This window comes from Xanthobacter pollutisoli (assembly GCF_040044995.1).
GTDB lineage: Bacteria > Pseudomonadota > Alphaproteobacteria > Rhizobiales > Xanthobacteraceae > Xanthobacter.
On record NZ_JBDZDP010000001.1, the window covers coordinates 460625 to 486593 of the forward strand.

The 25969-nt window shown below is 68.4% G+C and carries 22 protein-coding genes; 10 read left to right on the plus strand and 12 right to left on the minus strand.

What is annotated here, in order from left to right:
• The first annotated feature begins 37 nt into the window (after window positions 1-37).
• On the plus strand, window positions 38-1399 hold the full coding sequence (locus tag ABLE93_RS02200) for an AmpG family muropeptide MFS transporter (RefSeq protein ID WP_348837629.1): 1362 nt from the start codon (window positions 38-40) through the stop codon (window positions 1397-1399).
• A 16-nt stretch (window positions 1400-1415) separates the two neighbouring features.
• Here ABLE93_RS02200 and ABLE93_RS02205 read toward each other — a convergent pair whose 3' ends face one another.
• The 4 genes from ABLE93_RS02205 to leuS all read right to left on the minus strand — a co-directional run bounded on the left by ABLE93_RS02205 (window position 1416) and on the right by leuS (window position 7938).
• The gene (locus ABLE93_RS02205; protein ID WP_348837631.1) at window positions 1416-3485 is read right to left on the minus strand and encodes a glycosyl hydrolase family 28 protein; all 2070 of its coding nucleotides are present in this window, start codon (window positions 3483-3485) and stop codon (window positions 1416-1418) included.
• A 176-nt stretch (window positions 3486-3661) separates the two neighbouring features.
• The gene (holA, locus tag ABLE93_RS02210) at window positions 3662-4687 is read right to left on the minus strand and encodes a DNA polymerase III subunit delta (RefSeq protein ID WP_348837632.1); all 1026 of its coding nucleotides are present in this window, start codon (window positions 4685-4687) and stop codon (window positions 3662-3664) included.
• Between the two features lies 1 nt (window position 4688).
• On the minus strand, window positions 4689-5279 hold the full coding sequence (gene lptE, locus ABLE93_RS02215) for an LPS assembly lipoprotein LptE (RefSeq protein WP_348837633.1): 591 nt from the start codon (window positions 5277-5279) through the stop codon (window positions 4689-4691).
• The gene (gene leuS / locus ABLE93_RS02220) at window positions 5266-7938 is read right to left on the minus strand and encodes a leucine--tRNA ligase (protein ID WP_348837634.1); all 2673 of its coding nucleotides are present in this window, start codon (window positions 7936-7938) and stop codon (window positions 5266-5268) included. Before leuS ends, lptE begins: the two co-directional genes overlap by 14 nt.
• Window positions 7939-8117: 179 nt before the next feature.
• Here leuS and ABLE93_RS02225 point away from each other — a divergent pair, with 179 nt between their 5' ends.
• Complete coding sequence (locus tag ABLE93_RS02225; RefSeq protein ID WP_348837635.1) at window positions 8118-9551, plus strand: sodium:proton antiporter; 1434 nt, start codon at window positions 8118-8120, stop codon at window positions 9549-9551.
• A 57-nt stretch (window positions 9552-9608) separates the two neighbouring features.
• Here ABLE93_RS02225 and ABLE93_RS02230 read toward each other — a convergent pair whose 3' ends face one another.
• The 6 genes from ABLE93_RS02230 to ABLE93_RS02255 all read right to left on the minus strand — a co-directional run bounded on the left by ABLE93_RS02230 (window position 9609) and on the right by ABLE93_RS02255 (window position 15078).
• Window positions 9609-10919 carry a cyclopropane fatty acid synthase gene (locus ABLE93_RS02230; protein ID WP_348837637.1) on the minus strand — a complete coding sequence of 437 codons (1311 nt, stop codon included), beginning with the start codon at window positions 10917-10919 and terminating at the stop codon, window positions 9609-9611.
• Between the two features lie 375 nt (window positions 10920-11294).
• Window positions 11295-11876 carry a 50S ribosomal protein L9 gene (gene rplI / locus ABLE93_RS02235; protein ID WP_348837639.1) on the minus strand — a complete coding sequence of 194 codons (582 nt, stop codon included), beginning with the start codon at window positions 11874-11876 and terminating at the stop codon, window positions 11295-11297.
• Between the two features lie 42 nt (window positions 11877-11918).
• Window positions 11919-12872, minus strand: a complete 954-nt coding sequence (locus ABLE93_RS02240; protein ID WP_348837640.1) for a DUF2232 domain-containing protein — start codon at window positions 12870-12872, stop codon at window positions 11919-11921.
• A 126-nt stretch (window positions 12873-12998) separates the two neighbouring features.
• Window positions 12999-13259: a 30S ribosomal protein S18 gene (gene rpsR / locus ABLE93_RS02245; protein ID WP_168456403.1), complete on the minus strand. Its 261-nt coding sequence runs from the start codon at window positions 13257-13259 to the stop codon at window positions 12999-13001.
• On the minus strand, window positions 13259-13720 hold the full coding sequence (rpsF, locus tag ABLE93_RS02250) for a 30S ribosomal protein S6 (protein ID WP_348837642.1): 462 nt from the start codon (window positions 13718-13720) through the stop codon (window positions 13259-13261). Before rpsF ends, rpsR begins: the two co-directional genes overlap by 1 nt.
• Window positions 13721-14037: 317 nt before the next feature.
• On the minus strand, window positions 14038-15078 hold the full coding sequence (locus tag ABLE93_RS02255; RefSeq protein WP_348837643.1) for a polysaccharide deacetylase family protein: 1041 nt from the start codon (window positions 15076-15078) through the stop codon (window positions 14038-14040).
• 186 nt (window positions 15079-15264) lie between these two features.
• Here ABLE93_RS02255 and fabD point away from each other — a divergent pair, with 186 nt between their 5' ends.
• The 4 genes from fabD to ABLE93_RS02275 all read left to right on the plus strand — a co-directional run bounded on the left by fabD (window position 15265) and on the right by ABLE93_RS02275 (window position 20342).
• On the plus strand, window positions 15265-16251 hold the full coding sequence (gene fabD / locus ABLE93_RS02260; RefSeq protein ID WP_348837645.1) for an ACP S-malonyltransferase: 987 nt from the start codon (window positions 15265-15267) through the stop codon (window positions 16249-16251).
• Window positions 16252-16455: 204 nt separating this feature from the next.
• Window positions 16456-17196: a 3-oxoacyl-[acyl-carrier-protein] reductase gene (gene fabG / locus ABLE93_RS02265; protein ID WP_348837647.1), complete on the plus strand. Its 741-nt coding sequence runs from the start codon at window positions 16456-16458 to the stop codon at window positions 17194-17196.
• Between the two features lie 112 nt (window positions 17197-17308).
• A complete protein-coding gene (locus tag ABLE93_RS02270) occupies window positions 17309-19813 on the plus strand; it encodes a hypothetical protein (RefSeq protein ID WP_348837648.1) in 2505 nt (834 codons plus the stop codon).
• 385 nt (window positions 19814-20198) lie between these two features.
• The gene (locus tag ABLE93_RS02275) at window positions 20199-20342 is read left to right on the plus strand and encodes a hypothetical protein (RefSeq protein WP_348837649.1); all 144 of its coding nucleotides are present in this window, start codon (window positions 20199-20201) and stop codon (window positions 20340-20342) included.
• A gap of 78 nt (window positions 20343-20420) precedes the next feature.
• Here the strand turns inward: ABLE93_RS02275 and ABLE93_RS02280 are convergent, their stop codons facing one another.
• The gene (locus tag ABLE93_RS02280) at window positions 20421-21329 is read right to left on the minus strand and encodes a peptidylprolyl isomerase (RefSeq protein WP_348837650.1); all 909 of its coding nucleotides are present in this window, start codon (window positions 21327-21329) and stop codon (window positions 20421-20423) included.
• Window positions 21330-21677: 348 nt separating this feature from the next.
• Between ABLE93_RS02280 and rpmF the strand changes: the two genes are divergently transcribed.
• Both rpmF and ABLE93_RS02290 read left to right on the plus strand, forming a co-directional pair.
• The gene (gene rpmF, locus ABLE93_RS02285; RefSeq protein ID WP_348830799.1) at window positions 21678-21863 is read left to right on the plus strand and encodes a 50S ribosomal protein L32; all 186 of its coding nucleotides are present in this window, start codon (window positions 21678-21680) and stop codon (window positions 21861-21863) included.
• 374 nt (window positions 21864-22237) lie between these two features.
• On the plus strand, window positions 22238-22642 hold the full coding sequence (locus tag ABLE93_RS02290) for a hypothetical protein (protein ID WP_348837651.1): 405 nt from the start codon (window positions 22238-22240) through the stop codon (window positions 22640-22642).
• Between the two features lie 154 nt (window positions 22643-22796).
• On the opposite strand, the gene phaR is transcribed toward ABLE93_RS02290, so the two are convergent.
• Window positions 22797-23453 (minus strand): polyhydroxyalkanoate synthesis repressor PhaR, encoded by a 657-nt coding sequence (gene phaR / locus ABLE93_RS02295; protein WP_348837653.1) that lies wholly within the window; start codon window positions 23451-23453, stop codon window positions 22797-22799.
• A gap of 288 nt (window positions 23454-23741) precedes the next feature.
• Here phaR and ABLE93_RS02300 point away from each other — a divergent pair, with 288 nt between their 5' ends.
• The gene (locus ABLE93_RS02300) at window positions 23742-24920 is read left to right on the plus strand and encodes an acetyl-CoA C-acetyltransferase (RefSeq protein ID WP_348837654.1); all 1179 of its coding nucleotides are present in this window, start codon (window positions 23742-23744) and stop codon (window positions 24918-24920) included.
• A gap of 283 nt (window positions 24921-25203) precedes the next feature.
• A complete protein-coding gene (gene phbB / locus ABLE93_RS02305) occupies window positions 25204-25926 on the plus strand; it encodes an acetoacetyl-CoA reductase (RefSeq protein ID WP_348837655.1) in 723 nt (240 codons plus the stop codon).
• Window positions 25927-25969: the final 43 nt, after the last annotated feature.

A 25969-nucleotide genomic window follows, 5' to 3' on the forward strand; every position in this document is an offset into this window, starting at 1 on the left:
CCGCCCCCGGCGTCCCGGACAACGGCCGAAGGTATCCATGACCGACGAAACCCTGCGCCAGACCCAGACAGAAGCTGCCCCGCGGCGCTCCGCGTGGGATGCGGTGATGGTCTATGGCCATCCGAGCGTCCTCGTGGTCATCCTGCTCGGCTTCTCCTCGGGCCTGCCACTGGCCCTCACCGGCACCACCCTGTCGGTCTGGATGACCGAGGTGGGCGTGAGCCTCGGCACCATCGGCCTGTTCTCGCTGGTCGGCCTGCCCTACACGCTGAAATTCCTCTGGGCGCCGCTGGTGGATGCCCTCGACGTGCCGCTGCTCTCCCGCCTGCTCGGCCGGCGGCGGGGCTGGCTGCTCGCCACCCAGATCGCCCTCCTGGGCGCCATCGCCTTCCTCGGTGCGCAGGACCCCACCGCCTCCCCGCTTCTCGTGGTGGTGGGCGCGCTGGCCGTCGCCACCGTCTCGGCGACGCAGGACATCGTGGTGGACGCGTTCCGCGTGGAACGGCTCGACACCAGCGAGCAGGCCGCCGGCATGGCGGGCTATGTGGCGGCCTACCGCATCGGAATGCTGGTGTCCGGCGCCGGCGTCATCGCCATCGTCGCCTATCTCGAATACGCCGGCATGCCGAAGGATCAGACCTGGTTCTGGGGCTACATCTGCGCCGCCGCCTGCGTCGCGGTGGGTATGATCGCCACCCTCATGGCCCGGGAGCCGAAGGCTCCGGCGCGGCAGGAGGGGGTGGGCGCGGTGAAGCGCGTGGCGGCGACCGCCGTCGGCGCATTCGGCGAGTTCCTTGCCCGCGAGCAGGCGGTGGCCATCCTGCTGTTCGTGCTGCTGTACAAATTCTGCGACGCTTTCGCCGGCGTGCTCACGGCGCCCTTCGTCATTTCCATCGGCTTCGACAAAGCGACCTATGCAGGCATCGTGAAGGGCGTGGGCCTCGCCGCGGCGCTCGCTGGCGGGTTCGCGGGCGGCTTCATCGCCCGCGCCTATCCCCTCGCCACCTGCCTGTGGATCGGTGGCATCCTGCAAATCCTCTCCAACCTCGCCTTCACCGGCCAGGCGCTGGTCGGCGTGAACGTGGCCGCGCTCACCGCCACCGTCGTGGTGGAGAATTTCACCGGCGCCATCGGCACGGTGATCTTCGTCGCGTATCTCTCGGCCTTGTGCGGGGTGCGGGCGCACACGGCAACGCAATATGCGCTGCTCACCGCGCTGACCGCCGTGGGCCGCACCTTCCTTGCGTCGGGCGGCGGCTTCATCGCCGAGGCGACGGGGTGGCCGATCTTCTTCGTCATCACGTCCATCGCCGGCCTGCCGGGGCTGGCGCTGCTGGCCTGGCTCCAGCTGAAGGGCCACTTCCGCGGCCTTGCGCGCGAGAGCGCGGAGGCGGCGTGAGACCGCCCGCCGGGGCTCAGCGCACGGTGACGACGGCAGACCCGAACCGATAGCCCTTGTAGATGGCATCCGGCGGATAATAGGCGGTGAACCGGTGCAGGCCGCGCGCGATACCCCTCACCCGGAAGGTCGCGAGGGTGCCGTTGGCGCCCAGCATGCCGGTACCGATCTTGCGGCCATTGTCGTAGAAGGTCACCGAATTGGTGAGGCGCGGCGATCCCACCGCCACAAGACCCGGGTCGGCGCCGTAGCCCTTGGGGCGGAAGTCGGTGGTCTCGGTCATGGCCGGCTGGAGGACGGCGTTGAGGACGATGTCCGCGCCGGCGGCCGCGGTGGCCGTGGTGAGATTGGTGGCGCTGCCGACCGACGTCACATCTGCCGACACGAAAAGCTCGCCGGTGAGGAAGGGCCACAGGCCGTCGGGGCAGCCATGGGCGGGCACCGGAACCGTCAGCGGGGTGCGGGGCGGGTCATATGCGTTGGTCTTGGCCGTGCTCCACCCGGGCGGCGCCGTCTCGCGATCCAGCTGGTTCAGGCTGGGCGGATAGAGCACGCGCTTGGTGGTCAGCACGTTGCCGATGGCCGCGCCGCCCGACAGCGACGTCTTGCCGAGGGAGATGTCGTCGATGACAACATTGTCGAGCGTCAGGTGGTTGGAGAAGTGCGGGGGATCGGCCACCAGCGTCAGCAAATAGGAGCCCGGCCCGCCAGTGGGGATGCCCTTGCTGAGCGCGGGGAACTGGGCGGTGGGCTTGAGCACGTGGATGTTGCGGAAGGTGACGCCCTCGATGGTCGGAAAGCTCGAGGAGCCCGAGCCGCTCTGTCCTTCCGCCTGCCCGATATAGATGGCGTTCTGCACGTCCTGGAGACAGACCTTGTCGAACATCACGTTGCGGACGGCGCGCTTGAAAGGCTTGCCGTTGTCCTCGCCGAACAGCGTCGTGATCTGGAGGCCGTAGAGCGAGGCTGCGTTTGGCAGGGCCTGACCGTAGCTCTTCAGATTGTACTGCTGCTTCAGCACGGACTCGGGAACGCCGTTGACCGTGGTGCCCACCACGCTCGGCAGGTCCCCCGTCATGTTGAAGTTCTCGATAAGAATGTGGTCCACGCCGTCGGTGTAGAGCGATGCGACGTTGACCCCGCCTCGCGAATAAACCGTGGTGTCGCGGATGGTGACGTTGGTGGTCGCGGGTCCGCTCGGCTCCACCACGATGTCCTGGTCGCCGGCGGAGATGGTCGCCTCGCGGATCAGGATGTCGTTGCCATGGATGACGAAGCCGGCGGTGTTGCCGATGGTCCAGGGGGCCTGAACCTTGACGCCCCAAGCCGTCAGGTTCGTCGCGCCCACCAGCACGTTGTGGAAGGGCGGATTGCGCAGGGTGATCTTGTAGAGGGTGATCTGGTCGAGCAGCGGCTGCTGCGGCTCCGGGCCCATGATCAGGATCGGCGCCTCCTGGAGGCACTGGGCGGCGGGGATGCCGGGGCAGTCCTTGTTGCTTTCCAGGCCCCACCAGCTGGTGTTGCTTATTTTCGAGCCCTGGATGATGGGCTTGTCGCCCTGCCCGTCGATCACGCCGTAGCCGTAGACACCGGTCTGGCTCGAGAGGCTGATGACGGGTAGGCAGCCGTCATTCTGGTCGCCTTTGCGCAGCGAGCTGCACTTGATGTCGGGGTTCTTTGGGTTCTGGTAAAACTCGGCATTGCGCGAGGCATAGACGGTGACGCCGCCGTCGATGATGAGCGACGTGCCCTTCGGCAGCTTGAGCGGATTGACCAGGAAGGCGTTCTGGCCGGTCGTGCCCAGCGCCAGTTCCACTGCATTGCCGCTGCCTGCGCACTTGGTAATCGCCTTTTCGATGCGCGCCGTGTCCGCCTTCGAGGCGTTGTTCTGCGCTTCGGCGGTGGTGAGCCCGCTCGGACCGTCGGGCGATGAGGAAAGCGTCGCGCGCACCACTTCGCAGGTGGTGGGGAAAGTGGGCTCGCGCTCCGGACGGCTGTCCTGCGCCTGTGCCGATCCCAGACCCAAACCGACTCCCAGGCTGATGCCCAGACACGCCATGACCTTGAGCATCCAGCCGCCCTGCATGCGACCCTCCGGCAGTTTGCGGTGATGGCCGGCCGCGGTGCGAGCAGCTGACAACCCGGCCCTAAATCCCCAGCCCGCCTGAACGGGCACGTCCCAGGATACCGCAGAGTGCGCGGCCAGATTGCAAGGTGTCAAGCGAAGCAAGCTTGGCGGCAGCCGGCGCAAACCCCGCAGGACTACCGTCGCCGCGCGGCCTGCTGGGCGACCTGGAGCACCACCCGCTCGCACAGAGCCGGCGCGAGGGCGGCGTTGCGGCGTGCGGCGAGGACCGCATCATCCACCGCCAGCAAGGCTTTCAGGCAGCGGTCCGGGTCGAGCGCCCGCAGAGCCTTCTCGAGCTTCGCCTTGCGCGAGAAATGGATGGGCGGGCGGGCGGAGCCCACCACCTGCTCAGGGCTCGATCCGGCGGCCACTGCGAGCGCCATCTGGTGGAGCGAGGTAAGCGCCCGCAGCAAAGCGCCGAGCACGGCATCGGGCCGCGTCGCCGCGCCGAAAGCCTTGGCCAGGGCGGCAAGCGCCTCCCGCGTCTCGCCGGCGAGGGCCGAATCGACCACATCGTCCAGCGCCAGCGCCGAGGCATCGCCGACGATGACACGCACCTCGTCGGCGCTCACCCGCGTCGTGCCCTGGGCGTAGAGGATCAGCTTGGCGATCTCGCCGCGCGACGCCAGCCGGTCTCCCCCGATGAGAGAGACCAGCAGTTCGCGCGCATCCCGGTCGATGGCGAGGCCGGCCTCGGCCATCATGGCGTCCACGAGGCGGGCGAGGTCGCGCTCGCTGTCGGCATAGCAGGCGATGGCAAGTGCGTTGGGCGCGTTCTCGCACAGGGCCCGCAGCGGCGCCCCCTTCTTCAGGTCGCCCGCCTCCACCACCACCAGGGCGTCACAGCGCTCGGCCAGCACCGGCTGGAGCGCGGGCACGATGTTCTTGCCGCCGGCGCGCACCCACACCACCCGCTCGCCGCCGAACAGGCCGATGGTGGAGGTCTCGTCGATGAGGCGGCGGGGATCGGCGGCGATTTCGTCGCCTTCGAGGCGCACCAAGGCGAAGGGATCGTGGGCGTCGGGCACCGCGCGGCGCACCAGCCCCTCGGCGCGTTCGCGCACGAGGCCGGTGTCGGGGCCGAAGATGAGGACGACGCTTTTGGATGGGTCGCGCCGGACGAGCGCCGCGTCGGCGTCGCCGGGCCGGACCGCGACCATCTCAGCTGGCCGAGCGGGGCGCGTTCGCCGTGCGGATGAAATAGGCGGCGAGCTGGGCCTTGATCTGGTCGGCCACGGTGCGCGCCGCGCGCTTTTCGGCATCGATGGAGGCGCTGTAATTGGCGAAGCGCTGGTCGCTGGTGTCGATGGTGGCGGTGCCCGAGGCCGAGCCGTCTACCACCGTTACCTTCTTCGGATCGTCCGCCCGGATCACCCGCCAGTTGGCGGTGACGCGGATGATCTGGTTCTCGGGCAGGCCCGAGGCGGAGTTCAGCAGCGCCGTGGAGGTGGAGCTGTCCACCGAAATGATCATCTGGAGCGGGGCGCCCTTGGGATTCCCCTCGCCGCCGGTGAGGGCGAAGATGAGGTCGTTGCGCAGCTCGTTACCGAGGCGGCCCTGGATCTGGACGATCTCCACATCCTTGAGCTTGTCCAGAAGCGCCGGGCCGCCCACCGCCGCATTGTCGGCATAGAGCGGCTGGAAGCAGCCCGCGAGGGCGCCCGCGAGCACGCAGACAAGCGCGAGGCGCGCCGCCAGCCGGGATGCGGGCGACGGACGGAAGGCGCGGAACGAGGGATCAGGCAACGACATTCACGATCCTCTGCGGCACCACAATGATACGCTTCGGCACGCGTCCGTCGAGTGCCCGCTGGACGCTTTCGAGCGCGAGCACCGCCGCCTCCACTTCCGCGGGGGTCGCCTCGCGCGGGACGACGATGTCGTCGCGCTTCTTGCCATTGATCTGGATCGGAAGTGTGACCGTGTCCCGCCGCAGCAGATCCGCCTGCGCCACCGGCCAAGCGGCCTCCGCCACCAGCGTGGTATGGCCCAGCACGCCCCAGCATTCCTCGGCGAGGTGGGGGGTCATGGGCGCGACCACGCAGACCAGCATCTCCGCCGCCTCGCGCAGGGCGAAGGCGAGGTCCTCGGCCACCTGCGCCGCCGAACGGGCGGCCGCGACGGCCGAGCCGAAGGTATTGGCGAACTCATGCACATGGGCCACCGCCACGTTGAAGCGCAGGCGCTCCACGTCCTCCGCGACGGTTGCGACCAGGCCGTGGGTGGCGCGGCGCAGGTCGAGGGCGGCCGCCCCGAAGGTGGCGGGCGCCGGCGCATTGGGCCCGGCGCCCAGCTCCACCGCCTCGTTCACCAGGCGCCAGACGCGCTGCACGAAGCGCCAGGCGCCCTCGATGCCGCCCTGCGTCCATTCGCTGTCGCGCTCGGGCGGGGTGTCGGAGAGCATGAACCAGCGGGCGCAGTCCACGCCGTAGGTATCGGCCACCACTTCGGGGGCCACCACGTTGCGCTTGGACTTGGACATCTTCTCCGGCGGGGAGACGATGACGTCCGATCCATCCTCGATCTTCACGGCCTTGCCGTTGCCGAGGAGCTTCACCTCCTCGGGGAACAGCCACTTGCCGTCATGGTCCTTGTAGGTTTCGTGGACGATCATGCCCTGGGTGAAGAGGCCGGCGAACGGCTCCTCCAGGTCCACGCGGCCGCAATGCTTCAGCGCCCGGGTGAAGAAGCGCGAATACAGCAGGTGCAGGATCGCGTGCTCGATGCCGCCGATATACTGGTCGACCGGCAGCCAATGGGCGACCGCCGACTTGTCCAGCGGCTTGTCCACATTGTCGGATGCGTAGCGCAGGAAGTACCAGGACGAATCCACGAAGGTGTCCATGGTGTCCGTCTCGCGCCGGGCGGGCTTGCCGCACTTGGGGCAGGGCACGTCGCGCCACGCCTTGGCGCGGTCCAGCGGGTTGCCGGGACGGTCGAAGGTGACGTCCTCCGGCAGGATCACCGGCAGTTGGTCGCGCGGCACGCCCACCGGCCCGCAGTCGTCGCAATGGATGACCGGGATCGGGCAGCCCCAATAGCGCTGGCGCGAGATGCCCCAGTCGCGCAGGCGGAAATTCACCCGCCGCGTCCCCTGGGGCTCGTCGCCGACGCGGAAGCGCTCCAGCTGGCGGGCCACCGCCTCCTTGGCGTCGGGCACGCTCATGCCATTGAGAAAGCCGGAATTGAACAGCGAACCATCGCCGTCATAGGCCACATCGCCGACGCTGAAGGTGCCGGGATCGGTCTCCGGGGGCAGCACCACCGGGGTGACGGTGAGATCGTACTTGCGGGCGAAGTCGAGGTCGCGCTGGTCGTGCGCCGGGCAGCCGAAGATGGCGCCGGTGCCATAGTCCATCAGCACGAAGTTCGCGACATAGACCGGCACGGTGCGCTTGTCGTCCAGGGGATGGACGACCGAAAGGCCGGTGGCGTAGCCCTTCTTCTCCTGGGTCTCGATCTCCTCCGCCGAGGTGCCGCCCCGCTTGCATTCGGCGATGAAGGCGGACAGCTGCCGGTCGGTGCCGGCGAGGTGCTGGGCCAACGGATGGTCGGGCGAGAGCGCAAGGAAGGAGGCGCCGAAGAGCGTGTCCGGCCGCGTAGTGTAGACCTTCACCGCCTTGGTGCCGGCCGGCAGCTTGCCCGCCGCGAGAGCGGGCTTGGCGAACTCGAACAGGACCTCGAGGCCCTCCGAGCGGCCGATCCAGTTGCGCTGCATGAGGCGCACCTTGTCCGGCCAGCGGTCGAGCGTATCGAGGGCGTCCAGCAACTCCTGGGCGAATTGGGTGATGCGCAGGAACCACTGCGAGAGCTTTCGCCGCTCCACGATGGCGCCGGAACGCCAGCCCCGGCCGTCGATCACCTGCTCATTGGCGAGAACGGTGTTGTCCACCGGGTCCCAATTGACCTCGCTCTCCTTGCGATAGGCGAGGCCGTGATCGAAGAAGTCGAGGAAGATGCGCTGCTGCTCCACGTAATAGGACGGGTCGCAGGTGGCGATCTCGCGGTTCCAGTCGAGCGACAGGCCGAGCAGCTGGAGCTGCTCGCGCATGGCGGCGATGTTCTCGTAGGTCCAGGCCTTGGGGTGGATGCCGCGCTCGATGGCGGCATTCTCCGCCGGCAGGCCGAAGGCGTCCCAGCCCATGGGATGGAGCACGTTGAAGCCCTGCATGCGCTTGGTGCGCGCCAGCACGTCGCCCATCACATAATTGCGGCCGTGACCGATATGGATGCGCCCCGACGGATAGGGAAACATCTCCATGACGAAGAATTTCGGGCGCGGGTCGTCGTTGCGCGTGCGGAAGATGCCGCGCTCGGCCCACGTCTTCTGCCATTTGGGCTCGGCTTCCCGGGCATTGTAGCGGTCTTGCGCGCGCTCGGGGGCACGCTCCAGCGAACGATCTTGGGTCATGGGTCCGTCAGGCATCGAAACGGCCGGGACTAGGACAGAAACGGACCCTGCGGTCAACCTTCGCGGGCGCACGGGGGCGCACGCTGCTTCAATCGTTTGGCCTTGCCACAAGCGGCACCATCGTCCATCAAGCCTTGGTCGGCAATCTGGAGGGTGGTATGGCGGGATTGGGTCGCGCGATGACGTGGGTTTCGGGATCCGCTGCCGCACTCATCCTGGCGTTCGCATCCGCTTCCCCCGCCTCTGCGGCGGAAGGGCTTCCGGTGCTCAACGGCGCCACGCTGTCACTGCTGTGGGGCATTCCGTTCGCCGGCATGCTGTTGTCGATCGCCCTCTTCCCGCTACTCGCCAACCATTTCTGGCACCACCATTACGGCAAGATCGCGCTGTTCTGGGGCCTCGCCTTCGCCGTCCCCTTCGCGGCGGTCTACGGTCCGTCGGCGATGGCGCACGAGGTGGTCCATACCGCGCTCCTGGAATACATCCCCTTCATCATCCTGCTGTTCGCTTTGTTCACCGTCTCCGGCGGCATCCTCATCACCGGCAACCTGAAGGGGACGCCGGCGCTGAACACGACGATCCTCGCCATCGGCACGCTCATCGCGAGCCTCATCGGCACCACCGGCGCCTCCATGGTGCTCATCCGCCCGCTCCTGCGCGCCAATGACGACCGCCGCCACAACGTGCATACGGTGGTGTTCTTCATCTTCCTGGTCTCCAACATCGGCGGCTCGCTCACCCCCCTTGGCGACCCGCCCCTCTTCCTGGGCTTCCTGAAGGGCGTCACCTTCTTCTGGACCACCACCCATCTGTTCCACGACACGGTTGTGGTGGCGGCCATCCTGCTCACCGCCTACTACCTGCTCGACCGGTATTTCTACGCCCGCGAGGACGAGATCGTCCGCGACCCGCCGGATCCGACGCCCACCACCGAGCGCGTCGGCCTGCGCGGCGTGCAGAATGTGCCGCTCCTCGGCGGCATCATCGGTGCCATCCTCATCTCCGCTTTGTGGAAGCCCGGCATCGTTTTCAACGTCTATGGCACCCATGTGGAGCTGCAGTGGATCCTGCGCGACGTGCTGCTGGTCGGCTTCGCCATGGTCTCCCTGGCCATCACGCCGGCCCTGCTGCGCGAGCGCAACGGCTTCGACTGGGAGCCCATCATCGAGGTGGCGAAGCTGTTCGCCGCCATCTTCCTCACCATCATTCCGGTGATCGCCATCCTCAAGGCCGGTATCCACGGCCCCCTGTCGCCGCTGGTGGACCTTGTCACCGGTCCCGACGGCCGGCCGGTGAACGTCTGGTACTTCTGGCTCACCGGTGCGCTCTCGGCCTTCCTCGACAACGCCCCAACCTACCTCGTCTTCTTCAACCTCGCCGGCGGCGATCCCCACCAGTTGATGGGGCCGCTCGCAGTGACGCTGGAGGCCATCTCGGCCGGCGCGGTGTTCATGGGCGCCATGACCTATATCGGCAACGCACCGAACTTCATGGTACTTTCCATCGCCCGCCATCGCGGCGTGAAGATGCCGAGCTTCTTCGGCTACATGGGCTGGTCGATCACCTTCCTGCTGCCCTGCTTCGCGCTCATCACCTTCCTCTACTTCGTGTGAGGCGCGAACAGGGTCCCGGCGCGGCGTGCCAGGACCCTGTTCGCCCGCGAGGCGCACCTACTCGCCGGCTAGGCGCATGGGCGTGCGCTGGGCCGCCTCGGCCCGGCGCAGGCGATCCTCGGCCGCCGCGATGTAGCCGCGCGTGATCGGCACCGCATCCAGCCGCCGCGCGAGCTGGATCTGGAACACGTTCAACCCCTGATAGCGGAACGCCATCTCGCTGGCGGCAAGGTAGAACTCCCACATGCGGCAGAAGCGCTCGTCGGTGAGGCGCACCGCCTCTTCCCAGCGGGCGCGGAAGCGCTGGCGCCAGGCCTTCAGCGTCTCGGCATAGTGCAGGCGCAGCAGCTCGACATCGGTGACGACGAGCCCGGCCTTCTCGATGTGGGGCAGAACCTCCGACAGGGCCGGGATATAGCCGCCGGGAAAGATGTACTTGGCGATGAAGGGATTTGTGACGCCCGGCGGGTCGGAACGGCCGATGGCGTGGAGCAGCATCACCCCGTCGTCGGCCAGCAGCTCCCGCGCCTTGCGGAAGAACTCGCCGAAGTGGTCGACGCCCACGTGCTCGAACATGCCCACCGAGACGATGCGGTCGAACGGCCCCGCCACGTCGCGGTAGTCGCGCAGCTCGAAGCGCACGCGCTCGGAGAGTCCGCGCTCGGCGGCCCGGTTGCCGGCAACGGCCAGCTGCTCGCGCGAGAGGGTCACCCCGGACACCTGCGCCCCCGCGGTCTCGGCGAGATAAAGGCCGAGGCCGCCCCATCCCGAGCCGATATCCAGCACCGACAGGCCGGGGCGATCCAGCACGAGCTTCGCCGCGATATGGCGCTTCTTGGCGAGCTGGGCATCGTCGAGGCTCTGGCCCTCCTGCTCGAAATAGGCGCAGCTGTACTGCCGGTCATGATCGAGGAAGAGGGAATAGAGCCGGCCATCCAGGTCGTAATGGTGGGCGACGTTGCGTTGGGCCCGGCCGCGGGGATTGAACTGGGCGATGCGCCGTCCGAGCCGGCGCGCAAGATAGAGCAGCTTGGCGGAGGCGGAGGGATTGAACGCCTCGGGCTGGGACATCAGCAGCGCGAGGAGATCGGCGATGCTGCCCTGCTCCATCACCAGCGTGCCGTCCATGAACGCCTCGCCGAGGCGCAACTCAGGATCGAGGAAGATGGCGCGCTGCACCGCGTTGGTGGTGAACCGAACCGCGACCGGCGGCGGGGTGGCCGGCGCGCTCTCCGCTGGACGGCCGGAAGTCTCCCTTGCCTCCGGCGGCGCCGCACCGGCGGTGATGACGCGGCCTGAGGCCGTCGTCACCTTCAACGCACCATCCACGATGACCCGTCGCAACACACCTTGCAGCAACCGCTCCATCGGCCGCCTCCACGTTCGCCAGACCAGAATCCTTTCTCCCGTCCCGACCGTGGGCGCCGGGGCCGTCGTCGGGGCGTGGGGCGGCTCGCGCGCACCCGCTTCACCAGCAACGCTCGGCCCACGGCCAAGGTTCAAACTGACCAAAGGGCAGTTGCCCGACCGAGCCCGGAACTCCGCAACGCCCAAGATGAAAACATCACGGCGACGGCACCGCAATACTGACGAACGAGGATTTGAACTGACGTTGCGCAACCGGCCAATCGAGCGGCGCCAAAAGCAACGGCGCCCCGATCGCTGGATCGGGACGCCGTGAATGCTAGACGGATGCTTCGGGACTGCTGCCCCTGGCCGGACCCGCCGGAGCGGGTCGCGAAATCAGGCCTCGGTGCCTTCCTCGGCGGCGAGCTCGGCCGCCACTTCGGCGCGCTCGATGGCGAGCTCGGCCTCAATCTCCGCATCCTCGTCACGGGCGGTGCGCACGTCCTCGCCGCGGGCCTGGCGCTCGGCCTCCTCGGCGTTGCGGGCGACGTTCACCTGCACCGTCACCTCGACCTCGGGATGCAGGCTCACCGGCACCACGTGAAGGCCGAGCGTCTTGATGGGGTGGTTGAGCACCACCTGCTGGCGATCCACGGTGAAGCCGGCGGCGGTCAGGCCCTCGGCGATGTCGCGGGTGGAGACCGAGCCGTAGAGCTGGCCGCTCTCGCCGGCCTGGCGCAGCATGGTTACGATCTGGCCGGAGAGCTTCTCGGCCACCGCCTCGGCGTCCTTGCGGCGCTCGAGGTTGCGGGCCTCGAGCTCGATCTTCATGGTGTCGAAGCGGTCCTTGTTGGCCTTGGTGGCGCGCAGGGCCTTGCCGTTGGGCAGCAGGAAGTTGCGGGCGTAGCCGTCGCGCACCTTCACCACTTCGCCCATCTGGCCAAGCTTGGCGACGCGCTCGAGAAGAATGACGTCCATTTTGATTCTCCTGGTCTCTGATCGTTTGAATGTCGGATGAGGTCAGCGATCGTTCGCGGCGGGCGGGCCCCGGCCCGTGGCCATGCGCGAGCGGAAGTCGAACATGCCGTCGATGAAGCCGAGCACCGCCATGGCGATGACCGGCCAGCCCAGCACGGCGGTGGTAAGCCACAGCCCGGCGAGGATGAGGAATCGCGCCGCATGGCCCAGCGTGATGGCATGCACCACGGCAAATCCGGCCAGGGCATAGGCGAAGATGAGCGTCGCCGCGGCGGCCGAGGCGGAGAGGCCCACCATCTCGCCCGCCATGGCGAGGGCGATGGCCACCGCCAGCACCAGCGAGGTGACCGGCGGAAGGCGGAAGGCCGACAGGCTCGGCCAGGGGCGCTTGAGCCGGCCGGAGATGAGCGCCGCGCGGCCCGCGAGATAGAGGCAGACGAGTTGGGACAGCATGGTCAGCACCGCCGCCATGCCCGGCAGGATGCGGGCGATGAGGGCGCCGACCGCGGTCGGGTCCTGCGGGCCTGCCCCGGGCATCACCTGGCCGGCCAGCAGCGCCTCGAACGCGCCGATGACGGCGCTGCGGTAGCTGTCATAGTCCCCAGCCACGGCGAACAGCGCGATCACCACGGCGAGGGTGGAGAAGGCCGCTGACAACAGCACCAGCCCGCCCACCGGAAACCACACGAGCCCGTCGCGTCCGGCCGGGTCCTGCCGCGCCATCATGGCGGCGTAGGACAGGCCGAAGGCGGGTCCGCCCAGGCTCACGAGATAGGTGATGAGGAAGGTGGTGCCGAAGATCAGCGCCAGGCCGCCGCCCCCCACAGCCACGGCAACAAGCGCGGCCAGCGGCGCGAAGGCAATGCCGGCGATCATCACCGGCAGGGGCGCGAGGTAGAACAGCGGCACGGCCAGCGTCGATCCCGCCGCCACGCCGGCGGCGAGAAGCGCGGAAGCAAGGCCTGCGGCCATGCCGATGAGGAGAAAAGGCAGCATCTCGACCAGCTGTCCCGCTTGCGCGGTTAGAGGCGGCGCGCCGCCCCAGCAGACGCTCCGGGGGTCATTCCCCGAAGCGCGTCGTTTCTAGAAATGGCGCGCCCTCGTAAAACGAGGGCGGCCGGATCAGCGGATCACGAAGGGCAGCAGGCCCAGGAACCGCGCGCGCTTGATGGCGGCGGAGAGCTCGCGCTGCTTCTTGGCGGAGACCGCCGTGATGCGCGAGGGCACGATCTTGCCGCGCTCGGAGATGTAGCGCTGCAGGAGGCGCACATCCTTGTAGTCGATCTTCGGCGCGTTGGGGCCGGAGAACGGGCAGGTCTTGCGACGACGGAAGAAGGGACGGCGCTGACCGCCGCCGGCACCACCGGACGATGCGAACGCCATCAGACTTCCTCCTCACCGTGGGTTTCTTCGCTGGGACGCGGACGGCGCGGGCGGTCCTCGCGGCCGCCGTCACGTCCACCGTCGCGGCCGCCGAAACCACGCTCGCCCCGCTCGCCGCGCTCACCGCGGTCGTCGCGATCGCGCTTCTGCAGCATGGCGGAGGGACCCTCCTCATGCTCCTCGACGCGCAGGGTGAGGATGCGCAGGACGTCTTCGTCGATGCGCTGCTGACGCTCCAGCTCCTGCACCGCCGCCGCGGGGGCGGTGATGTTCATGAGCGTGAAGTGAGCCTTGCGGTTCTTGGCGATGCGATAGGTGAGGGACTTGACGCCCCAATACTCCGTCTTGCCGACCGACCCGCCGTTCGCCTCGATGACACCCTTGAATCGGGTGGTGAGTTCCTCGACCTGCTGCGCCGTCACGTCCTGGCGCGCGAGGAACACGTGCTCGTAAAGCGGCATGTGTCCACTTGCCTTTCATTTCACTCTTCCGCCCACCGGCGCCAAGCCCTTCTTGCCTTTCGGAAAGGCGCGAAGCTCGGAAGGCGGGGACACGGGACGACGGGCCTGCGCCCTGCTCTCCTCCGCCATGGCGATAGGCCGTGGCACAGAAAAGCCGTCCGTTCAGCCCCCGGCCGGGTGCGACGGAAGCGGGGCGTATAGCAGATTTAGGCGGGAAGGCAATGCTGCGGACACATTCCGGTTTCAAAACGCCGGCGCAGCGCCGTGCGCGGCCAAGCAAGCGACCGCAGCGGCGCCGTCTTCAAATCCAGCCGCGCTCAGAACAGGCCCATGGTGGCGCCGGAGCTGCGGATCGGCGCAGGCGGCTTGGTGGAAGCCGGCTTCGGCTTGGGGGCGGCGGCGGTCGCGCCGGCCACGGCAGGGACGACGGCCGCAGTCGTGCCCTGAGGCTTCGGCTTCTTCTTCGGGGCCGGCGATACGGCAGCGACCTTGGGCTCGGGCACGCCCTTGTTCATGGCGATCAGCTCGCTGACCGTGACGAACTTGAAGCCGCGCGCCTTCAGGTCGTCCAGCGTCTTCGGCATGGCCTCCACCGTGGTGGGGTGGATGTCGTGGACGAGGATGATGGCGCCGGCGTGCACGTTGTTCAGGATGCGGTCGTGGATCAGCTGGGGGTTGCGGTCCTTCCAGTCCAGCGGGTCCACCGACCAGTAGATGAAGGTGGAGCCGAACTTTTCCCGCAAATGCGCCCGCAAGGCCGGTGTCATGGCGCCATAGGGCGGGCGCACGTTGCGGATCTTCTGCCCGGTGATCTGCTCGATGGCGGCGTTGGTGTCGCCGATCTGCTTGTCGGCGGCGGCAACGGAGATCTTGGGCAACTGGGGATGGTCCCAGGAATGGTTGGCCACCTCATGACCCTGCGCCACCATCTGCTTGATGATGGCGGGAGAGGCCACGGCGCGGCTGCCGAGCACGAAGAAGGTCGCCTTGATTCCCCGCTGCTCCAGCATCTTCAGCAGCTTTGGCGTGGTCTCGGGGTTCGGCCCGTCGTCGAAGGTGATGGCGATATACGGGCCATCCACCACCGCCGCCGAATAGGCGACCAGGTTCTGGGGCGAGGTCCCGCCCGACTCGGCCGGTGCCGCGTTCGCCGGGGCCGTGGTGGCCGGAGCAGTCATGGCGGGCGCTGGCGCGCCGAGGGAAAAGCCGGGCGCCGGCTCGGCCATGGAGGAAGGCACCGGGCCGGTCATCAGCGCCGGACGGCCCGTGCCCGCGGGCACGAAGGTCTGGCCTACGGCGGGCACGGCCGCCAGAAGGCCGGCGGCGGCAAGCGCAACAATTCCCCAGGGACCCTTCACGGCGGAGCACTCTCTCATGCGGGCGTCACGCCCAATCTCTGTCGTCCCCTATGGATAAATTGTGAAGGCGGCGTGGCCAACCCCCTGCTTTCCCCAAAGAGAGCCGATGTGGCGCGGGCGTTGCCTTGACTCGCCCACATTCCCGGTGTCTCTCCCCTCCCCAAATTTACGAACCGGAGGGCCGCCATGTCGGATGGGCCACGCACATCACCCCATACCGCCTTCATCTTTCCCGGCCAGGGCAGCCAGGCCGTCGGCATGGGAAAGGCCTTGGCCGACAGCTTCCCGGCCGCCAAGGCGGTGTTCGAGGAGGTGGATGCCGCCCTCAACGACAGCCTCACCAAGATCATGTGGGAGGGGCCGGCCGACGCCCTCACCCTGACCGCCAACGCCCAGCCGGCGCTGATGGCGGTATCCATGGCCGCCCTGCGCGTCCTGGAGGCCGAGGCCGGGCTGGACCTCGCCCGCGAGGCCGCCTTTGTGGCAGGGCATTCGCTGGGTGAATATTCCGCCCTTGCCGCCGCGGGCGCGCTCACCATCACCGAGGCCGCCCGGCTGCTCCGCATCCGCGGCCGCGCGATGCAGGATGCCGTTCCGGTGGGCGAAGGCGCCATGGCCGCCCTTCTGGGGCTCGACTACGACCAGGCGGTGGCCGTGGCGGCGGAAGCCGCCGGCGACGACGTCTGCGAGGCGGCCAACGACAATGCCCCCGGTCAGGTGGTGGTGTCCGGCACCAAGGCCGCGGTGGAGCGCGCCATCGCCATCGCCAAGGAGAAGGGCGCCCTGAAGGCGGTGCTCCTGCCGGTTTCCGCCCCCTTCCACTGCCGCCTGATGGGCCCTGCCGCCGAGGCCATGGAGGTCGCCCTCTCGGGCTCGACCGTGATGACGCCGCGGGTGCCGGTGGTGGCCAATGTCCGCGCCTCGCCGGTGACCGACCCGGCCGAGATCGTCCGCCTGCTGGTCGAGCAGGTGACCGGCACGGTGCGCTGGCGCGAGAGCATCATCTACATGGCGGGCGCGGGCGTGAGCCGCGTTGTCGAGGTCGGTGCCGGCAAGGTGCTGTGCGGCCTCGTCAAGCGCATTGACAAGCAGATCGCCGCCAGCGCCGTGGGCACGTCCGAGGACGTGGCGGCCTTCATCGCCGCCCGCAACGCCGCCGCATCCGCCGCCTGAAAACCCTGCGGCAAGGCCCTCTCCCGGCTGCGGGAGAGGATTGGGAGGCGCGGGAGGCGTCCCGCAGAGGCGGCTTTTGCCGGAAGCCTCGTTTCCCTCCCCGGCCCTCCCCCGCTAGCGGGAGAGGGAGTGGCCGAGACCCGCTCCCGCCTTGCTCAAACAAGCGGCGCTCACGCCGCGACATCTGAAGGACTGGGGGCTTACATGTTCGACCTTACCGGCAAGACCGCGCTCGTGACCGGCGCCACCGGCGGCATCGGCGGCGCGATCGCCAAGGCGCTGCACGCCCAGGGCGCCACCGTCGCCATTTCCGGCACGCGGCGCGAGGCCCTGGACACGCTGGCGGCGGAATTCACCGAGCGCGTGGTCGTGCTGCCCTGCAACCTCGGCAATGCGGAAGAGGTGGAGAAGCTTGTTCCGGACGCCGAGGCGGCGCTGGGCGGCCATGTGGACATCCTCGTCAACAATGCCGGCATCACCCGAGACAACATCTTCATGCGCCTCTCCGACGAGGCGTGGGACCAGGTGATCGCGGTGAACCTCACCGCCGCCTTCCGCCTGTCGCGGGCCGCCGTGCGCACCATGATGCGCCGCCGCTCGGGGCGCATCATCTCCATCACGTCCATCGTCGGCGTCACCGGCAATGCCGGCCAGGGCAATTATGCCGCGGCCAAGGCGGGCATGATCGGCATGTCAAAGTCGCTGGCGCAGGAAGTCGCCTCGCGCGGTGTCACCGTGAACTGCGTCGCCCCCGGCTTCATCGCCACCCCCATGACCGACGCCCTCAACGACAAGCAGCGCGAGAGCATCCTGAAGGCGGTGCCGGCCGCAAAGCTCGGCACGCCCGAGGACATTGCCGCCGCCTGCGTCTACCTCGCCTCCAATGAGGCCGCCTACGTCACCGGCCAGACGCTCCACGTGAACGGCGGCATGGCGATGATCTGACGCGCCCCGCCGCGGCACTGCCGCCGCCCATGCCGGCAGACGGCTGCCGGGATTGTGCGCCTGTTCGAAACGAATCTATTCTATAGCTGCGTGCGGGGGATGGGAGGCACGCATGAGGATCGAGCGTGTGGGCGAGCACGCCGGACGCGCGGAGCGCATGTCGGTTCCGCGACGGGGTACCGGCGCGCTGGCACGGCTTCTCGGCCGAATCCTCGATTTCGCGCTGATTCTCTGGGTCGTGCGGGTACCGCTGGCGAGTGTCGCCATCGGCCTCCTGCTCATGGCCGGCGTCACCCAGGCGCAGGACGTGATGCTGGACGTGGCCATGGCGGGCGCGCCCATCGGCGTTGCCGCCGGCCTCTTCCCCGCCATCCTTTCCCTCGTTCTCGGCGTCTTCCTGCTGTGGGCGATGCCCGTGCATTACGCCGCGCGGCTGCTGATGGAGACCGACCACGGCCTTGCCGCGGTCACCGCCCAGCGCAATGCCGCAGCGGGGCGCAGGGGGCATGCAGGGCGGGACGGGCTGCACTGCTTCATGCTGGTGCAGATCCCCCGCATCCTCGGCGCGCTCACCTTCGTGGCCTTCGCCTTTGGGGCCGCAGCGGCGGTCGCCAACCTGCCGACGCTCGGGGATCGCCCGGCGGTGGAGGCGGCGCGCGACCAGCTGTGGCTGGTGACATGGGCCATGCTGGCGGCGATCCCTTTGTTCTACGCCTATGCCATCCTGCGCGGCCGTCTGACGCGGGTTGCCGGGATCGCCGCCGTGGATCGCACGCTCGGCCGGTGGCTCGCGCCGGTGTTCTCGCTCCTCGGCATCGTCCCCCGCCGCGACGATCCCGACGCCGAGCTGCACGCCACCGGCCGCCTTGCCCTGCTGCTCTACGCGCTGCTGGTGATCGCGATCCTGGTGGCGAGCCCCCATTGGCTCGCCCGGCGCCTGCCGCTCGCCTTCGCCGTGCCGCTGATTCTCGGTGGCTGGGTGCCGGTGCTCGCCTATTTCTCCTCGGTGGGCCGGCGCTTCCATGTGCCGATCCTGACGGTGCTCTTCATCGCCGGTGCCGTCGGGGTCTATGTCTTCGGCGACAATCACGCGGTGCGCACGCTCGCCGCGGTGGAGCCGGCGCATCGCCGGACCACAATCGTGCAGGCCATCCACCTGTGGATGCGGGCCAACGGCTGCGCCGAGAACCCGGGCGACTGCCCGCGGCCCGTCATCATCGCGGCGGCGGGCGGGGCGAGCCGCGCCGGCTTCTTCACCGCCAGCGTCATCGGCCATTTCCTCGATTTTGAGCAGCAGAAGGCGGCCTTCAGCTTCACCCGCGCCGACGGCTCGAAGATCAGCCGCGCCGCGCGGGACGACGGCCGCTTCTCGCAGGAGGTGCAGCAGGCCCTCGACGGCAAGGACATCGCGGGGCGGATCTTCGCCATCTCCGGCGTCTCGGGCGGTGCCTATGGGGCGGCGGTGGTGGCGGCCGCCCTCTCCGCCCGCACCGGTGCCGCGCCGCCCTGCCCCACGGACGCGCCGGCCCACTGGTACGGAGGCCGGATCGGCGGCTGGCGCGACTGCCTGGAGAGCATGACTGCCGACGATTTCCTTACCGCCACCTTCTTCGGCCTCGCCTTCCACGATCAGGTGCAGCTCTTCCTGAGGGACCGCGCGGCCCTGCTGGAGGAGGCCTGGGAAGAGAGCTTCGCCCGCCACGTCAGCACGTCCGGCCCGCGGGCGGCGGCCGGCGCCGCGCGACGCCTCGCCGCCCCGTTTCTCGGTGCCGCCCGCGATCCGGCGCGCTGGGTGCCCTATCTGGTGCTGAACGGCACGTCCGTGGAAACCGGGCAGCGCATCATCACCACCGACCTCCTGCCGACCTATGCCGCCAGCGGCCGCTGCCCCAGCGGCGGGCCGAATGCGGAATGCCCCATCTTCACCCATGCCATCGACTTCCACGGCCTGGTGCGCTCCGACCTCGACGTGCGGCTGTCCACCGCCGCCACCAACTCCGCCCGCTTTCCGGTAATCTCGCCGCCCGGCTCGATCTACGAGGTGGACACCGACGTGGTGGACCGCATCGTGGACGGCGGCTACTTCGAGAATTTCGGCGCCGAGAGCGCCCTAGAGCTGGCGCAGGCGATGGTGGACGTGGAGCCCGCCCTCGCGCCCTTCATCCTCGTGATCGCCAACGATCCGGCGAGTGTGCTGACCGAGGAACGCACGGCACGCGGCGTGGTGGTGCCGGACGCCAGCGACCACTTGGCCTTGGCCGAGCTGCGCGGACCGCTGGGCGCCATCGGCGCGGTGCGCGGCGGGCGCGGACGCCTCGCCGTCGCCCATGCGGCCACATGGCTCGACAGGCGGTTCGCCGGCCGCTGCCCGGTCAATCTGGTGCAGATCAAGGTCTGGCCCGAAGGCGAGGACGGCAGATGCCCGGTGGGCACCGCGACGCCCGAAAAGATCCGCGACGTCTCCATGAGCTGGTGGCTGTCGAAGCCGGTGCAGATGAACCTGCATGAGCAACTGGAGCCGACCGCAGACCGCTGCAACAACCGCACGGCGGTGGAGGCGGTGTGGGCCGCATTGGCGACGCCCTCGGCCGCCTGCGCTCCCTCCGCCGCGCGCTGACGTCGCCTTTTGCGCCGGAACGAACGCTTTTAAGCTCGGCCCGTTTCAGCCCGCCGCCGGACCCCGGCGGCCCCCATGTTTTAACCTATTGGAGGAGCCGCCATGGCGCGCGCCCAGACCTGCTATCTGTTCCGGGCCGAGGTGCCCGCCCGCCCCGCCCTGCAGGCGGCGATCGACGCATTCAAGCTCAAGCTGGTCCTGGACGACGGGTACGTGCCGTTCGAGACCTCCGGCTATCTGCCCTGCACCCTCGACGGCGAGGACGCCGGTTGCACCATCCGCTTCCGCGCGGTGGAGAGCGACGGCGCCTCGGCCGTGCTCGCGGCGGCGCGCGGCGGCGCGCGGCGGGCGCGATGTTGCGCTGGATGTGAAATGGAGCGGCGACGTGCGCGAGGAGATCAGCGCCATGGCCCTTGCCGCCGCGCTGGCGGGCAGCTTCGGCGCGGTAGTGCACGATCCCGAGAAGGATGCTCTCGTCGATGCCGCAAAGCTCCTCGCCCGCGCCCGGGAAAAGGCCGAAGAGCTTTAGCTAACTAAAAGGGGGCGCCGGTGGCGCCCCCCTCGATCTTTGCGGCCTTTCGGCCGTGCGGCGCCGAAGCGCCCCGGCTCACTTCTTGGCGGGGTCGGCAGCCGGAACGGCGGGCGCCGCACCAGCCGGGGCCGCCGTCTTCTCGATCTTGGCGTCGGCGCGCAGCTTGGTGACCATGTCCGCCTGGGCCTTGCGGACCAGATACTGCTCCACCTGGTCCTCGACCTGCTCATAGGTGGGCACGGGCTTCTGGCGCTTGTCCTCCACCTTGATGACGTGCCAGCCGAACTGAGTCTTCACCGGGTCGGAGACCTGACCCTTCTCCAGCTTGAACGCCGCCTCGGCGAATTCGGGGACCATCTGCTCCTTGGTGAAGTAGCCAAGATCGCCGCCGTCCTCGGCGCTGTCCTTGGAATTCTCCTTCGCCAGCTTGCTGAAATCCTCGCCGGCCTTGGCCTTCTTGGAGATCTCCTTGGCCTTGGCCTCGTCGTCCACCAGGATGTGGCGGGCGCGCACCTCGGCCTCGGCCGGAGACGACTTGACGAACTCGTCGTAGGTCTTGCGCTTCTCCTCGGCCGTGACCGCCTTCTTCGCTTCCTGGGTCATGATGGTTTCCATCAGAGCCTTGGTGCGGGCATAGGCGAGGCGCTGCTGGAAGTCCGGCGACTGGTCCAGCTTCTGGGCTTCGGCCGCCTTGGCGAGGAGCGTCATGTCGGTGAGGAAGGACAGGACATATTCCTCCCGCGCGGGCCCCTGCACCTGGGGCGGGAGACCCGAGCCGATGTCCTCGAGGGCAATGGTGATCTCGCTCTGGCGGATCGGCGTTCCGTTCACGGTCGCGACCACCGGGTCGGCGGCTGCGGCCGGCGCGGCAGGAGCCGCCACGGGCGCCGGGGCACCCTGCGCGAGCGCCGCGCCGACGGACGCTGCGGAGACGGAGGCGGCGAGTGCGGCGGCGATGAGACGGATCTGGGCGGAACGCATCATGTGTCCGGTTTCCTCGGGGGTTCTTCGGATGCTCCGAAGCGGGCGCAACCTTGCTTAGCTCTCCTCAGCTGACAAGAGGGCATTGTTGGGGCATTCCGCCACCGGAAAACGCACGGCGGGGCTTTCGTTCCCCCGCGCGAGCCTGTATAAGGCGCGCCTTCAATCGGGAATGCTGGCCCTTGAGCGAGCCCCGCGCGAGCCTTCATCAAGGTTCGCAACCGGGCTCCGGGCGGATGCGCTCATGTTCGCGTGCGCCATTCGGGCAGAGCAGGCCCCGATCACAAGTTCGAAAGCCGCAAGCCCGCCGTCGGCGGGCTCTGCACGTTACGCCGTTCAGGAGTTTGGACAATGGCTGTCCCGAAGAGAAAGACCTCGCCGTCCCGCCGCGGCATGCGCCGCTCGGCCGACGCGCTGAAGCAGCCCACGTATGTGGAAGACAAGGATTCGGGTGAGCTGCGCCGTCCGCACCACCTCGACCTGAAGACCGGTATGTATCGCGGCCGTCAGGTTCTGAAGCCCAAGGCCGAAGCCTGATTTCGACGGCGCCGCGCTGCCGGCGCCGCTGACGTTTCGCGCACCGCCGCCGATCGCCCCAAGGGCAAGAACCGGCGGGCGCACCACGGGTTTGCCCGGGCGTGTCCTGGAAATCTGAGCCGCCCCGCGTGTGGCGGCCTTCGGGGCTCCGGCGATTCGTGCTCCACCTGCCCACTCCGTCGCCAGATCGTTCCTGAGGGTCCGAAGCCGGCGAAGAAGGCCCGCGCGAGCGGTATCCCTGCCCTCCGCACTCCCCGTGGCGATCCGGCGCCTCGCGCGCCCGTGACTTTCCGCCCTCGATGTGGCATCGCATCGGCTCTGCCGGGGCGACGGTCGGGTCCTGCGTCCGCGGCGAATCCGCCCGAGGAGCACACATGCTGACGCCCGTCCCGCTGCTGATCGTTCCGCTCGCCCTCTACAACATCATCGTGTTCCTGATGCCCGGCACCGAATGGTCCACCGTGCTCACCACTGTCTCGATGCTGTCCGGCGCGGAATGGACCATCAGCATGGCCGAGGCGTTCGTCGTCCTCAGCCTGGTCTTCCTGTTCTTCGAAATCCTGAAGTCGACGCGCATCACCTCGCGCTCGATCATCGATCACATGCTGTCCATGCTGGTGTTCGTGGCCGGCATGGCGGAGTTCCTGCTGGTGCGCCAGGCCGGCAATTCGGTGTTCGCCATCCTGCTGTGCATCATGCTTCTGGACGTGGTCGCTGGCTTCTCCGTGTCGGTGCGGGTGGCCCAGCGCGACTTCGCCATCGAGCCTCGGGATTCCTGAGCTGCATTGGCGGCACGCGCGGCAAGAAAACGCGCCAGGCGATCGAGACATGCGAAAACGGCCCGGAGCAAATCCGGGCCGTTTGTCGTCAGGGGTTCGGGTTCAGGCCGGTCGCCCCGGCGTCCGTATAGGCGACCCTGAAGGGCGGGACGGCTCAGAGGCCGGTGCTGCCCTCGCCGCCGCCGTCCTTGGGCTCGCTCTTCGTCTCACCCTTCGGCACCAGCTGTTCCAGCTTCGCCTGCATGTCGGCCATCTGCCGCTTGAGCGCGTCGAGCTCGTCGGTCCGCTCGGGCTGGGCCGAGACCGCAGGGGTGGACGAAACGGCGGCTGGAACGGGGGTCGTGCCGGCCGGCTCCTCGCCCTTGGGGAAGGGCAGGAAGATGTGGAAGGCCCGCTCGAACATCTCCATGTTGCGACGCACGTGATCATCGAGGCCGGCAAAGCCGCCACCGGTGATCGTCTTCGCCACATGGTCGCGGAACTTCTCCTGATCCTTGGTGAAGCTGTCGATGGACGCTTCTAGGTAGCGCGGCACCAGCATCTGCATGCTGTCGCCGTAGAAGCGGATGATCTGCCGCAGGAATGCGATGGGCAGCAGGTTCTGCCCCTTGTTTTCCTGCTCGAAGATGATCTGGGTCAGGACCGAATGGGTGATGTCCTCGCCGTTCTTGGCGTCGAACACCACGAAGTCTTCCCCCTCCTTCACCATGTTGGCGAGGTCTTCGAGGGTGACGTAGGTGCTCGTCCCCGTGTTGTAGAGACGGCGGTTGGCGTATTTCTTGATGGTGACTGGCTCTTGCGATTTTGCCATCGTCCGGTCATCCGTTTTCCTTGGGCGGAGCCGCAGGTTACGGCCTTTCCATGTGCAGAGCTACCACTTTGTGTGCGCCGCGCATCTGCCTTTTCGCAGCGCATCCGCGCGCGGCGGGGGAGCGGCACAGACAAAGGTTGTAGGCGACCATTTGCGGCCGGCCCTTGCCATGAGATGGGTCATTGACACATGGTCCGCCACGCCCACGATAGGGCCTAGCCACCTTCCATTTGGCCAATCCGGCTAACGAGGCGCGAAGCCCGCCCGATCTTCCCAGGAGAGACCCCCATGAAGGATGAGGTCGTCATCGTCGCCGCCGCGCGCACCCCGGTCGGGTCGTTCAACGGCGCGCTGTCCCCCCTGCCGGCCCATGAGCTCGGCGCCATCGCCATCAAGGCGGCGCTGGAGCGCGCGGGCGTCCCGTCCGAGGCCGTCAGCGAAGTGATTCTGGGCCAGGTTCTCACCGCCGCCCAGGGCCAGAACCCGGCCCGCCAGGCCTCCATCAAGGCCGGCGTCCCCATCGGCAGCCCGGCGTGGGAGGTCAACATGGTGTGCGGCTCGGGCTTGCGCACTGTGGCCCTCGGCGCCCAGGCCATCGCCAACGGCGACAGCGAAATCGTGGTGGCCGGCGGCCAGGAATCCATGAGCCAGTCGGCCCACGCCGCCCATCTGCGCAACGGACAGCGCATGGGCGACCTCGCCTTCGTCGACACCATGATCAAGGACGGTCTGTGGGACGCCTTCAACGGCTACCACATGGGCATGACCGCCGAGAACGTGGCCAAGGAATTCCAGATCACCCGCGCCGAGCAGGACGAGTTCGCGGTCGCCTCCCAGAACAAGGCCGAGGCCGCCCAGAAGTCCGGCAGGTTCAAGGACGAGATCGTCCCCGTCACCATCGCCTCGCGCAAGGGCGACGTGGTGGTGGACCAGGACGAGTACATCCGCCACGGCGCCACCATCGACGCCATGACGAAGCTGAAGCCCGCCTTCGCCAAGGACGGCACCGTCACCGCCGGCAACGCCTCGGGCATCAATGACGGCGCCGCCGCCGTGGTGCTCATGAGCGCCGCCAAGGCCAAGGCCGAGGGCAAGACCCCGCTGGCCCGCATCGTCTCGTGGGCGCAGGCGGGCGTCGATCCCGCCGTCATGGGCACCGGTCCCATCCCGGCGTCGAAGCTGGCGCTGGAGAAGGCCGGCTGGAGTGCCTCCGACCTCGACCTCGTGGAGGCCAACGAGGCGTTCGCCGCCCAGGCCATCGCGGTCAACAAGGGTCTCGGCTGGGACACCTCGAAGGTGAACGTGAACGGCGGCGCCATCGCCATCGGTCACCCCATCGGCGCCTCCGGCACCCGCATCCTCGTGACCTTGCTGCACGAGATGCAGAAGCGCGACGCCAAGAAGGGCCTCGCCACCCTGTGCATCGGCGGCGGCATGGGCATCGCCATGTGCCTCGAGCGCGACTGAGCCGCGCAGCGCGGGGATGAACGCCAGATCCCCGCGCAACCGGCCGGACCGCGACGCCCCCCACGGGGCGCCGTTGCCGGCCTGCCATATGCCCTTGCTATAGCCTCAGGCAGGAAGTCGTCACGGCTCGCCGAATAAGAGGCGTTAATCCAAAGATTTAGAGGATTTCCCCGATACCCCGTAGCGGGGAAATCCTCTAGAAACCGCCTGGGCGTGGCTCGACCCGCCTGGAACGCTGAAGATTATCTGGTCGGGCCAATAGTCAATCGTAATGGAGGGAGCCATGGGACGCGTCGCATTGGTCACGGGCGGCACGCGGGGCATCGGCGAGGCGATCTCGGTGGCGCTGAAGGCCGCCGGCAACACCGTCGCGGCCAATTTCGCGGGCAACGAGGAGGCCGCCAAGGCCTTCACCGAGAAGACCGGCATTCCGACTTTCAAGTGGGACGTCTCCGATTTCGAGTCCTGCAAGGCGGGCATCGCCAAGGTGGAAGCCGAGGTCGGCCCGGTCGAGATCCTGGTGAACAACGCCGGCATCACCCGCGACGGCCAGTTCCACAAGATGTCGCTGGAGCAGTGGAGCGCGGTGATCAACACCAACCTCAACTCGGCCTTCAACATGACCCGCCCGGTGATCGAGGGCATGCGCGACCGCAAGTTCGGCCGCATCATCTGCATCTCGTCCATCAACGGCCAGAAGGGCCAGTTCGGCCAGACCAATTATTCCGCCGCCAAGGCTGGCGAGATCGGCTTCGTGAAGGCCCTGGCGCAGGAGAGCGCCAAGCTCGGCATCACGGTGAACGCCATCGCCCCCGGCTACATCGCCACCGAAATGGTGAAGGCGGTGCCGGCCGAAGCCCTGGCCAAGATCACCGCCACCATCCCGGTCGGCCGCCTCGGCGAGCCGGAGGACATCGCCCGCTGCGTGGTGTTCCTCGCCTCCGACGAGGCCGGCTTCATCACCGGCTCCACCATGACGGTGAACGGCGCCCAGTACATCACCTGAGCGCGCCTGGGTCCCGCATCCCCGCCACGTCCGCATGCCCCGG

Bases quoted from the DNA above. Each gene is read 5' to 3' on its own strand.
- ABLE93_RS02200 (WP_348837629.1), top strand. From the start codon at position 38: ATGACCGACGAAACCCTGCGCCAGACCCAGACAGAAGCTGCCCCGCGG.
- ABLE93_RS02205 (WP_348837631.1), bottom strand. From the start codon at position 3,485: ATGCAGGGCGGCTGGATGCTCAAGGTCATGGCGTGTCTGGGCATCAGC.
- holA (WP_348837632.1), bottom strand. From the start codon at position 4,687: ATGGTCGCGGTCCGGCCCGGCGACGCCGACGCGGCGCTCGTCCGGCGC.
- lptE (WP_348837633.1), bottom strand. From the start codon at position 5,279: ATGTCGTTGCCTGATCCCTCGTTCCGCGCCTTCCGTCCGTCGCCCGCA.
- leuS (WP_348837634.1), bottom strand. From the start codon at position 7,938: ATGACCCAAGATCGTTCGCTGGAGCGTGCCCCCGAGCGCGCGCAAGAC.
- ABLE93_RS02225 (WP_348837635.1), top strand. From the start codon at position 8,118: ATGACGTGGGTTTCGGGATCCGCTGCCGCACTCATCCTGGCGTTCGCA.
- ABLE93_RS02230 (WP_348837637.1), bottom strand. From the start codon at position 10,919: ATGGAGCGGTTGCTGCAAGGTGTGTTGCGACGGGTCATCGTGGATGGT.
- rplI (WP_348837639.1), bottom strand. From the start codon at position 11,876: ATGGACGTCATTCTTCTCGAGCGCGTCGCCAAGCTTGGCCAGATGGGC.
- ABLE93_RS02240 (WP_348837640.1), bottom strand. From the start codon at position 12,872: ATGCTGCCTTTTCTCCTCATCGGCATGGCCGCAGGCCTTGCTTCCGCG.
- rpsR (WP_168456403.1), bottom strand. From the start codon at position 13,259: ATGGCGTTCGCATCGTCCGGTGGTGCCGGCGGCGGTCAGCGCCGTCCC.
- rpsF (WP_348837642.1), bottom strand. From the start codon at position 13,720: ATGCCGCTTTACGAGCACGTGTTCCTCGCGCGCCAGGACGTGACGGCG.
- fabD (WP_348837645.1), top strand. From the start codon at position 15,265: ATGTCGGATGGGCCACGCACATCACCCCATACCGCCTTCATCTTTCCC.
- fabG (WP_348837647.1), top strand. From the start codon at position 16,456: ATGTTCGACCTTACCGGCAAGACCGCGCTCGTGACCGGCGCCACCGGC.
- ABLE93_RS02270 (WP_348837648.1), top strand. From the start codon at position 17,309: ATGAGGATCGAGCGTGTGGGCGAGCACGCCGGACGCGCGGAGCGCATG.
- ABLE93_RS02280 (WP_348837650.1), bottom strand. From the start codon at position 21,329: ATGATGCGTTCCGCCCAGATCCGTCTCATCGCCGCCGCACTCGCCGCC.
- rpmF (WP_348830799.1), top strand. From the start codon at position 21,678: ATGGCTGTCCCGAAGAGAAAGACCTCGCCGTCCCGCCGCGGCATGCGC.
- ABLE93_RS02290 (WP_348837651.1), top strand. From the start codon at position 22,238: ATGCTGACGCCCGTCCCGCTGCTGATCGTTCCGCTCGCCCTCTACAAC.
- phaR (WP_348837653.1), bottom strand. From the start codon at position 23,453: ATGGCAAAATCGCAAGAGCCAGTCACCATCAAGAAATACGCCAACCGC.
- ABLE93_RS02300 (WP_348837654.1), top strand. From the start codon at position 23,742: ATGAAGGATGAGGTCGTCATCGTCGCCGCCGCGCGCACCCCGGTCGGG.
- phbB (WP_348837655.1), top strand. From the start codon at position 25,204: ATGGGACGCGTCGCATTGGTCACGGGCGGCACGCGGGGCATCGGCGAG.